Here is a 10,375-nt window from a genome sequence, read left to right as displayed (position 1 = left end):
GCTTATTTATGATTGTTGAAATTTTAGGAGGATTTATCGCTAATAGTCTTGCGCTATTATCAGATGGACTTCATATGTTTAGCGATACTGTTTCACTAGGAGTTGCTTTAATCGCATTTATTTATGCAGAGAAAAATGCTACTTCAACTAAAACATTCGGTTACAAGCGTTTTGAAGTCTTAGCTGCCTTATTTAATGGTATAACTTTATTAATTATTAGTGGCGTCATTATCATCGAAGCGATTAGAAGATTTTTCAATCCTATTAAAGTGCAATCCACTGAAATGTTTATTATTAGTGTGATTGGACTTATAGTGAATATTATCGTTGCAATAATCATGTTTAAAAGCGGTGATACGTCACATAACTTAAATATGCGCGGTGCTTTTATTCACGTTTTAGGAGACTTACTTGGTTCATTAGGTGCCATTATAGCATCTATTCTTATATACGTATTTAACTTTACAATTGCTGATCCTATCGCAAGCATTCTAGTTTCCATTATTATATTGAAAAGTGCAATCGGTATTTCACGTTCGTCACTTAATATTTTAATGGAAGGTACACCAAGTGACGTCAATTTAGATAAAATCATTAGTACAATTATAAATCATAATGAAATTTATAATGTCCATGATTATCACGTTTGGACTATTTCAAATGATATGAATGCGTTAAGTTGTCATGCAGTCGTCTCTGAAACTATGTCTGTTCAGGACTGTGAAGGACTTCTTAAAAAAATAGAACATGAATTACTTCACTTAAATATACAACATATGACAATTCAATTAGAAACAGCCCAACATGATCACGATACTTCAGTACTATGCTCTGGATTACATAAAGAGCACGCTCATCATTAAGACTACACAAACAATGTCCGCAGTTTACAATATAAGTAAAAAGTCGAACAGAATTCATATTAGTTTCTGCTCGACTTTTTTTACTTATATAAAATAATCGAAAATAAATTGTTTGCCTGGTACATGTTTTTCATCAAATCCTTGAAGAAATTCTTCATTATCATACGGTAATTTTACTCTTTCAACACTAAACTCATTTTCGTTAATTGTGACGATTCCATATACGGCATATTTACCATTATTAAGTCCTACTGAACCAGGATTGAAATAGGTTTTGTTATTATCATCATACAAGTGTAATTGATGATTATGTCCAAAAGCTATAAAATCCGCATCCTTATCTTCAAATAATTTAACTATCTCTTCTTTTTGATTATCTACAATAGGTTCAAATGGTTGTTTATCAATCCCCTCTTCTAATCTTTGATTTTCAATTTCATAATGTATAAATAAACATTTTTTCCCACAAATTGTTTTTTCTAAATATCTTGGTAGTGTATTTAATACATCATAGTAATCTTCATCCATTCGACTTTCAATCCATTGATGGTGTTCATAAAATTTATTTTTTAAATCTTCTGGATACGGTGTACCATTAACAATTGACATAATGGCTTCATCGTGATTACCAGCAATAATTTCCATATCATCTCGATCGAAAATCATATCTAATACTTTATTGGTTTCATGGCCAATTCCAATATTATCACCTAAGTTAAAGATTTGATCGATATCTTCTCTATTATCAATATCATCTAAAACAGTTTGTAAGGCATCAAAATTACCATGAACGTCGGTTAAAATTGCAAATTTCACCATAAAGTCTCCTTTCATTATTAAATCATTAGCATATTTTAACACTTAAAACATAATATTGTTAGATATTAATTTAAAAAAAGCACAAATTCTGATATTGTGTATTATATTAACGTAAAGGAGTGCTTATTTTGTTTAAATTTCATAGTTTAGCATTTAAAAATGCTAAGTCACAACTCATAAAAACAATACTATTTAGTTTAGTAAGTTTTATTATTGTATTTGTGGCATTTGTGATTGCTAGAACTTTCTTCGTTCAAAACTTTATGCAGATGCAACTAGCAGCACAATTTCAACAGTCAGCTGGCGCGTCATTATCTATGATAATACTCGTCCTAGTCTTAGGATTATTATTCTTTATACTTGCAGGTTATCAATTACTTGCGGGGGCTTTTAATATTATGGCTAAAGCCATTGAAAAAGAAGCTGTTCAATTTTCTGATTTATTTTTTGCTTTTAAAAAAGGAAAATATGTTAAAAGTCTTCTTTTAGCTTTTATTACTATTATTGTTTATGCTGTATTATATTTAATCACATTAGGATTAAACTTTTTATTTAATAAAGCATTAACACCATTATTCACATCTATTCAACAGTCAGTAAGTACATCTGATCACGCTATTGGCATTTTACTTACTGTACAAATTATCTTAATTATCATTATGGGATTCATTCTTTCAATCGTATATTGGTTCTTCTTTATATTAATGATTAATTATACTGTATCATTTGCACGTAAAAATGACTTAAGTGCTATAGGTCATTTTAAAGACGGCTTTAAAGGCATTAAAAATGGACGTAAAACTTGGTTCAAATTCTTTTTAGCTATCTTATTAATTAACCTACTCATTATTATCATTACACAACCACTTGGTACAATATTAACTGTATTAACCGGAAATATGTCCCAAAATGTAGCACAAGTGATTTTAATTATTGCTCAAACGCTTATTATTATTGTACGTTTAATTCTATATTTTATAATTCTAATGGGTATTGTTCAATATTTCTTACGTCGCGGTGAGAATGTGAATAGACCTGTAAAAGAAAAGAAAAAAAGTAAACGAAAAGAAAAAAATCATAAAAAAGAAGCGTTAAAAAACGACCCTTCATCTTTTAATGAGACAAAAAATCATATTAAAGAAGACTTAAATCATCAAAAAAATTTGAATAACGATAAATAAATCACTATTTAACACAAAAGGTAAGAAAGCAGGTTTCTCCTACTTTCTTACCTTATTTTAATTTAAAAAATGTTGTTCTAAATATAAAGCCGCGCCATCCTCTTCATTTGTATATTGTGTAGTATCATCAGTAATAGACTGAATTTCTGGACGTGCATTTTTCATTGAAACAGTGTATCCTCCAAATTCAAACATTGCTCTGTCATTATCGCTATCACCAATAACAAGTGTTTCTTCTTGTTTAATATCGAAATGATCTATCATTTCTTTAATTCCAGTGCCTTTATCCACTTGATAAGCCATCGTCTCAGCATTAAACCTTGAAGAATTAGATACGCTAATATTTAATAACACTTTATTTTGTATTAATTCATCTCTAAACGTTTTAATTTTATTTAACTTTTTGTTGAATAGATAAATTTTAGAATAGTCGTCATTTGGAATATCTTTTCTCCAATTAATTTTACCATTCATGGCATCTCGACGTGATTTCCATTCACTTTCACTCACTTCATTTTGTGGATGTTCACTATCAATCATATCTTCCATCCATGATTGATCTTCAATTAATGAAATTCTATCTCCTTCAAAAGGAAAAACTTCATAATAAATGTGTTGTTGTTGAGCTAGTTGCACGATTTTTTTTACACTATCTATTGTCAAACTATGTTTAAATAAAAGTTTATCTTCAATATCGCCTCTTGTTCCATTAGAACTAATCATACCATCTACTTTAAAACCTTTTGGTACTAGACTATGAATTTCAGAATAAGAACGTCCTGTTGCTAGAAATACCTTATAATTTTTTTCTCTTAACTGATCAATTACTTCTTTTGTTTTTACAGTCGCTTTATTATCTTCATGCAATAGTGTTCCATCCATATCTAAGAATATTGCTTTAATATTTTCAAATGCCATCGTGATACCCTCCATCTAATTCTTTCTTAAAATTGTGACACTTATTTAACCAAAGTGCAAACTCAATTATGTTTTATATAAAGATGATATCGATTTCTATATTGAATAACTTCAATTTGGTTATTAAAAAATTTAGACATAATTGAATCAGTTAAAATATCTTTTGTTATTCCTTTATCAAAACAACTACCCTCTTTTAATAAAAATATCTTACTAAATAAAGGAATAATTTCCTCTATGACATGAGTCACGTAAATCATCGTCAAATGAGCGTATGTCTTATTTAAATTTTCTAATAAATATAATAACTGTTCTCTAGCCAAAAAGTCTAATCCTGATGCTGGTTCATCAAGAATAAGTACATCAGGTTGATGTATAAGCGCGCGAGCAATCATTACTTTTTGTTTTTGTCCTGTTGAGAGATATCCTAAATATTGATCTTTATATGATAACATTCCTACTAAATTTAATAATTTTTCTGCTTCTTTAGTATGTTCATCAGAATATTCTTTATATAGACCGATAGATTTAAATATGCCACTTAATACGACATCAATCACTTTCTCACCGTCTTGAAATTTTTCTAATAAACTATGCGAAACAAATCCAATATGTTGACGAACGTTTTCTGCAGAATATCCTTTTTTTCCTGGTATCATTTCAAACAATTCTATTTCACCCTGAGATACACTTTCATAAGAATTCATGATATTTAATAGTGTTGTTTTTCCTGCACCATTCAACCCATAAAGAATCCAATTATCTCCCGCTTCAATCTGCCAATTTAAATCATTAATGATTGTTTTTCCGTGTTTCTTTTTATAGATATGTTTTAAATTTATCAAATGATCACCTCTACTTAAAATAAGTGTATGATGATTCTGATTATTTAACAAATCAAATAAAAAACTGAGACATGTCATCCATGTCCCAGCTTTTTGAATTATTCAACTGTAACTGATTTAGCTAAGTTACGAGGTTTGTCAACATCTAATCCTCTGTGTAAAGCTGCATAATATGCGATTAATTGTAGCGCTACTACTGATACTAAAGGCGTTAATAATTCGTGTACGTGAGGAATCACATATGTGTCTCCATCTTTTTCTAAACCTTCCATTGAAATAATACAAGGTTTAGCGCCACGTGCTACTACTTCTTTAACATTACCACGAATGGATAAATTCACATTTTCTTGCGTAGCTAACGCAATGACTGGCGTATCATCTTCGATTAAAGCAATAGTACCGTGTTTTAACTCTCCACCAGCAAATCCTTCAGCTTGAATATATGAAATTTCTTTAAGTTTTAATGCTCCTTCTAAACTTACATTGTAATCCATCGCACGACCAATAAAGAAAGCATTTCTAGTCGTTTCTAAGAATTCTTTAGTAATTTTTTCCATTACTGGTGCATCATCTACAATCGTTTCAATTGCAGTTGTTACTTTTGCTAATTCTCTTAATAAGTCAATACCGTTATTGCGTCCATGTGCTTTAGCTACAACTTGAGAAAGAATTGATAATACAGCAATTTGAGCTGTATAAGCTTTAGTTGATGCAACAGCAATTTCAGGTCCTGCGTGTAATAATAACGTATGATCAGCTTCACGAGATAACGTTGAACCTGCTACATTTGTAATTGTTAAAGACTTATGGCCTAATTTATTTGTTTCAACCAATACTGCACGGCTATCAGCTGTTTCTCCTGATTGAGAGATATAAATAAATAAAGGTTTTTCAGATAATAATGGCATGTTATAAACAAATTCTGATGCCACATGAACTTCAGTGGGCACTCCAGATAGTTTTTCAAGGTATTCTTTACCAACTAAACCAGCATGATAACTTGTCCCTGCAGCAATAATATAAATGCGATCTGCATTCGATACATCTTTAATAATCTCAGAATCAATATTTAAATCTCCATTTTCATCTTCGTATTCTTGAATAATACGACGCATTACTGCTGGTTGTTCATTAATTTCTTTTAACATATAGTGATCATAAATACCTTTTTCAGCATCTGATGCATCTATTTGAGCAGTATACGTTGGGCGATCTTGAATATTTCCATCTTTATCTTTAATTGTTACACTTTCTTTTTTAACAATAACAATTTCATGATCATGAATTTCTTTATATTGATTTGTAACTTTAATCATTGCTAATGCATCTGAAGCAATAACATTAAAATCGTCACCAATACCAACAAGTAAAGGTGATTTATTTTTAGCTACATAAATAGTGTCTTCATCCTCAGAATCTAACATACCTAAAGCATACGATCCATCTAATAAAGATACTGCTTTAGTGAATGCTTCTTCAGTTTCTAAACCTTTATTTGAAAAATATTCTACTAATTGAACAATAACTTCTGTATCAGTTTCTGATTTAAACGTTACATCTGATAAGTATTCGCTTTTTAGTTCTTCATAATTTTCAATTACACCATTATGCACTAAAGTGAAACGTCCATTATTTGATTGATGAGGATGTGAATTAATATGACTAGGTACTCCATGAGTAGCCCATCGAGTATGACCAATACCAATTTGACCATCAATGTCATTGCTATCTGCTACTTTTCTTAATTCTGCAATACGACCTTTTTCCTTAAATACAGTAGTCCCTTCATCATTGACAACAGCAATTCCTGCTGAATCATATCCTCTATACTCTAATTTTTCTAAACCAGATAATAATAATTCTTTGGCATTATCAAAGCCAATATATCCAACAATTCCGCACATATTTCTTTTTCCTCCATTACATAGTCATATGATAATTTTATCTGTTATATAAAATTTTTAATTAGACATTGCTCGTTTTATTGTATTGGATTCTAAACATCATATTTCTATGTTTTCTATTTGGCGTTCTTATTATATTTGTACATCTAGTTACCTATATGTTTTAAATAATAAGCTAACGAATGTGCCACATCCGGAATAGCATCCGCCGATTATATCGATAACTATTCTCCTCGTCTACAATATAATTAATATGTCTATTAGCATTCTCTTAATTAATACTAAATGGTTAACATTTTAATTATTTGTCCAGGCGCTTTATTTTATTTTTATTACATCTATCCTCCTTTCTTCCAATACTCTCTATTTTACCCTTTTCTAATAATTATTTGCAAATATTATTATATTTAATTCATAAACTTATAGTCATAATTTGATATTTAATTTATATTTTTTGCTAAAAAAATACTCTCTTTAAAGTTTTCAGTTCTACAGCTTTAACTTTAAAGAGAGTGTATTCTTGTTTTTAAATGGTACTATTAATTTAATCCCATTTTTTCTTTTACTTTATTAGCAATTGTTTGAGCATAACGTTCAGCATCTTCATTTGTAGCTGCCTCAACCATTACTCTTACTAATGGTTCAGTTCCTGAAGGTCTAACTAATATTCTTCCTTCACCATTCATTTCATTCTCAACTTCATTCATAACAGCTTTAACGTCTTCATTTTCAGATACATGATGTTTATCTGTTACTTTTACATTGATTAATGATTGTGGATACTTTTTCATTTGGGCTGCTAACTCACTTAAAGTTTTACCACTTGATTTAATAATAGCTGCAAGTTGTACGCCAGTTAGTAGTCCATCACCAGTCGTGTTATAGTCCATCATTACTATATGTCCAGATTGTTCTCCGCCTAAATTATAACGGCCTCGTCTCATTTCTTCAACGACATATCTATCTCCAACTTTTGTTTTATTTGATTGAATGCCTTCTGTTTCAAGAGCTTTATAAAACCCTAAATTACTCATTACAGTAGATACAATCATATTATTATTTAATTCATGATTTTTATGCATGTCTTGACCAATAATAAACATAATTTGGTCACCATCAATGATGTTACCCTTTTCATCAACAGCAATTAAACGATCTCCATCTCCATCAAAAGCTAAACCAAAATCACTTTCAGTTTCTACAACTTTTTCAGCTAAATATTCAGGATGAGTAGACCCACATTCATCATTAATATTGTATCCATCTGGATTACAACCAATTGTAACTGTTGTTGCCTCTAAATCACCAAATAAGAAAGGCGCAAGTGAAGAAGTTGATCCATTCGCCCCATCTAATGTAATTTTAAGTCCATCTAAATTTATATCAATAGTAGATTTAAGATAACTTAAGTATTTTTGTGCACCTTCATAATAATCTGAAAAATGCAGAATGTCTTTACCTGCAGGACGTGGTAAGTCAGGTTGTTCTTGGTCTAATAATTGTTCAATTTCTTCTTCTTGCTTATCTGAAAGTTTAAAACCATCAGCACCAAAGAACTTAATACCATTGTCAGCTACAGGATTATGAGAGGCAGAAATCATTATCCCTAATTGTGCTCCCATTTCACGTGTTAAATATGCAACACCTGGAGTAGAAATAACTCCTAATCTCATTACTTCTGCACCTATTGATGCTAATCCAGCAATTAAAGCAGATTCTAACATTTCACCCGACACACGAGTATCTCTACCAACTAAAACTCTAGGATGTTTCTCTCCTTCATTATGTGCTAATACATAACCACCATAGCGACCTAGCTTAAACGCTAATTCAGGTGTTAATTCTTTATTAGCTACTCCCCTTACACCATCTGTTCCAAAATATTTTCCCATTTTAATTACTCCTTTATTATCTAGTTTACTATTTTAAATTGACATGTGCTGTGACTTCATTGAATTCAGATTTCTTAACCTGTTTAGGTATTTTGAGTTGAAGAGTTTTATTAGTTGACTCAGTGATATCATCTAAATTTACATCAGCTTCTATGTCATTAATATCCTTCAAATCATCTTTATTACCATAAATTTCTACTTCATTCTCATTTAGTTTAATGTTATCTAAACTTTCATCGTCAGGTAATGAACCCTTTTTAACGGTTTTAATTTTTACTTTCTTACTGTAAGGTTCAAGTTTCACTGACATTTTAACATTGTTAGGCTTGATTTGAACGTTTAATTTATTCAATTGTTTGTCAAATGCAGTAATTTCAGCTACATCAGTAGTATCCTCACTGATATTAGTCGCATTTTTAAATGTCGCTTTTAAATATGCAATTTTATCTAATTGCTTTTTACCACCCGTAACTTGAACAGTATTTTTATTTAAAAAAGCTTTACTTACTTTATAATTTGAATTTATATTGTTTTGTGCAATATCAGGCTGAACATGCATAGTTTTAGTGTCTTTATCTTCCAAAGTGATATACGCATGTTTAGGTTTAACATTATAACTAATATCGTTACTTAATCCCTTAACAATATAATCTTCTTTATAATTTCCAGATTTAGCATTAGATAAATTAACTGTAACCTTGATATCGTCTGAACTTTCTATTTTCAATAACTTTGATTGTGGTCCTGAAATAGTAACATCAACAGTATCTGGTGATTTAGTAACATGTAAATTTTTGGTATTATAAAGAATTTCTACAGGTACATCTTCAATTGTTTTAGAAGAATTTTGAGATAGATTATCATTGTTAAAAATATTGCCAAACACATTATTAACAGAAAGATAAAAAAAGATCGCTAATATTAAGGCAAAAAATCTTAATCCCCATTTACTTTCTAACATGCTATTTCACACCCTTCTTTTGAGCGTGAGTTCCAAACCAATGTTCAGCTAATAACTCTTCGAATACTTCATCAGAAACATCACGTCTTAATTTACCATCGAAAGTAACTGATATTGAACCGGTTTCTTCAGATACTACCACAGTAAACGAGTCCGAAACTTCAGAAATTCCTACGGCTGCCCTATGTCTTGTACCTAAACTTTTAGAAATTTTATTACTATCTGAAAGTGGTAAATAACATGCAGCACTAGCAATTTTAGTATTTTGAATAATCATAGCCCCATCATGTAATGGTGTATTAGGTATAAAAACATTTATCAATAATTCTTGAGATATTGCAGAATTCATTGATATACCAGTTTCAATATAGTCTTGCAATCCAGTTTCCTTTTCAAAAACAATTAATGCTCCAATTCGTCTTTTAGCCATATACTGAACAGCCTTTGATACAGATTGGATTAATTTTTCTTCATCATGACTGTAAGTATTAGTATAGCGTTTAAATAGGCTCCCTCGCCCTAATTGCTCAAGTGCTCGTCTAATTTCTGGTTGGAATATCACAATTAAAGCTAAAACGCCCCATTGAATCACAATATCAAATAACTTTGAGGTAGCAGTTAAATTGAGAAGTTTACTTACTTGTTGTCCAATAACTATAAATAATATACCTTTAAGCAATTGAATTGCTTTAGTTCCTTTAAATACAGTAATGAGAAGATAAAGGACATACCAGACAATAAGTATATCTAATATACTTGTAATAATCTTCAAAGTACTAAGATTATTAAAAAAGTTGGAAAAATCCATAATCTCTCCTCCGTCTATAACTTTCATACTCATAATTATACCAATGAAAGGTGTAACTGTCATACTATGAAAGTCATACTTATAAATTTTTTCATGAAAATCACTACTAAAAATGGGTAATAAAAAAGCACTCCATTAAGGAGTGCTTAAAGTGAGCCATAGAGGATTCGAACCTCTGACCCTC

9 protein-coding genes are annotated in these 10,375 nt (G+C 30.1%); 2 read left to right on the top strand and 7 right to left on the bottom strand.

What is annotated here, in order from left to right; genetic code table 11:
• On the top strand, positions 1–863 hold an 863-nt coding region (locus HMPREF2578_RS02240), incomplete at its 5' end, for a cation diffusion facilitator family transporter (RefSeq protein ID WP_070436610.1).
• Positions 864–947: 84 nt separating this feature from the next.
• Here HMPREF2578_RS02240 and HMPREF2578_RS02235 read toward each other — a convergent pair.
• The gene (locus HMPREF2578_RS02235) at positions 948–1,682 is read right to left on the bottom strand and encodes a metallophosphoesterase family protein (protein ID WP_002448650.1); all 735 of its coding nucleotides are present in this window, start codon (positions 1,680–1,682) and stop codon (positions 948–950) included.
• 128 nt (positions 1,683–1,810) lie between these two features.
• Between HMPREF2578_RS02235 and HMPREF2578_RS02230 the strand changes: the two genes are divergently transcribed.
• Positions 1,811–2,863: a hypothetical protein gene (locus HMPREF2578_RS02230; protein WP_049419945.1), complete on the top strand. Its 1,053-nt coding sequence runs from the start codon at positions 1,811–1,813 to the stop codon at positions 2,861–2,863.
• A gap of 57 nt (positions 2,864–2,920) precedes the next feature.
• On the opposite strand, the gene HMPREF2578_RS02225 is transcribed toward HMPREF2578_RS02230, so the two are convergent.
• From HMPREF2578_RS02225 to cdaA, 6 genes are all read right to left on the bottom strand, one after another.
• Positions 2,921–3,781, bottom strand: a complete 861-nt coding sequence (locus HMPREF2578_RS02225) for a Cof-type HAD-IIB family hydrolase (protein WP_070508234.1) — start codon at positions 3,779–3,781, stop codon at positions 2,921–2,923.
• A 62-nt stretch (positions 3,782–3,843) separates the two neighbouring features.
• A complete protein-coding gene (locus HMPREF2578_RS02220; RefSeq protein WP_070508233.1) occupies positions 3,844–4,704 on the bottom strand; it encodes an ABC transporter ATP-binding protein in 861 nt (286 codons plus the stop codon).
• Between the two features lie 20 nt (positions 4,705–4,724).
• Complete coding sequence (glmS, locus tag HMPREF2578_RS02215; RefSeq protein ID WP_070508232.1) at positions 4,725–6,530, bottom strand: glutamine--fructose-6-phosphate transaminase (isomerizing); 1,806 nt, start codon at positions 6,528–6,530, stop codon at positions 4,725–4,727.
• A gap of 539 nt (positions 6,531–7,069) precedes the next feature.
• On the bottom strand, positions 7,070–8,422 hold the full coding sequence (gene glmM, locus HMPREF2578_RS02210) for a phosphoglucosamine mutase (protein WP_070508231.1): 1,353 nt from the start codon (positions 8,420–8,422) through the stop codon (positions 7,070–7,072).
• A 28-nt stretch (positions 8,423–8,450) separates the two neighbouring features.
• Complete coding sequence (locus HMPREF2578_RS02205) at positions 8,451–9,383, bottom strand: CdaR family protein (RefSeq protein WP_070508230.1); 933 nt, start codon at positions 9,381–9,383, stop codon at positions 8,451–8,453.
• Between the two features lies 1 nt (position 9,384).
• Positions 9,385–10,191 carry a diadenylate cyclase CdaA gene (gene cdaA, locus HMPREF2578_RS02200; RefSeq protein WP_019835538.1) on the bottom strand — a complete coding sequence of 269 codons (807 nt, stop codon included), beginning with the start codon at positions 10,189–10,191 and terminating at the stop codon, positions 9,385–9,387.
• Between the last annotated feature and the right edge of the window lie 184 nt (positions 10,192–10,375).

Origin of the sequence: Staphylococcus sp. HMSC072H03 (assembly GCF_001809305.1) — a bacterium.
Taxonomy (GTDB): domain Bacteria; phylum Bacillota; class Bacilli; order Staphylococcales; family Staphylococcaceae; genus Staphylococcus; species Staphylococcus hominis.
This window is presented reverse-complemented; position numbering and strand designations above follow the sequence as displayed.

Bases quoted from the DNA above. Each gene is read 5' to 3' on its own strand.
- HMPREF2578_RS02235 (WP_002448650.1), bottom strand. From the start codon at position 1,682: ATGGTGAAATTTGCAATTTTAACCGACGTTCATGGTAATTTTGATGCC.
- HMPREF2578_RS02225 (WP_070508234.1), bottom strand. From the start codon at position 3,781: ATGGCATTTGAAAATATTAAAGCAATATTCTTAGATATGGATGGAACA.
- HMPREF2578_RS02220 (WP_070508233.1), bottom strand. From the start codon at position 4,704: ATGACATGTCTCAGTTTTTTATTTGATTTGTTAAATAATCAGAATCAT.
- glmS (WP_070508232.1), bottom strand. From the start codon at position 6,530: ATGTGCGGAATTGTTGGATATATTGGCTTTGATAATGCCAAAGAATTA.
- glmM (WP_070508231.1), bottom strand. From the start codon at position 8,422: ATGGGAAAATATTTTGGAACAGATGGTGTAAGGGGAGTAGCTAATAAA.
- HMPREF2578_RS02205 (WP_070508230.1), bottom strand. From the start codon at position 9,383: ATGTTAGAAAGTAAATGGGGATTAAGATTTTTTGCCTTAATATTAGCG.
- cdaA (WP_019835538.1), bottom strand. From the start codon at position 10,191: ATGGATTTTTCCAACTTTTTTAATAATCTTAGTACTTTGAAGATTATT.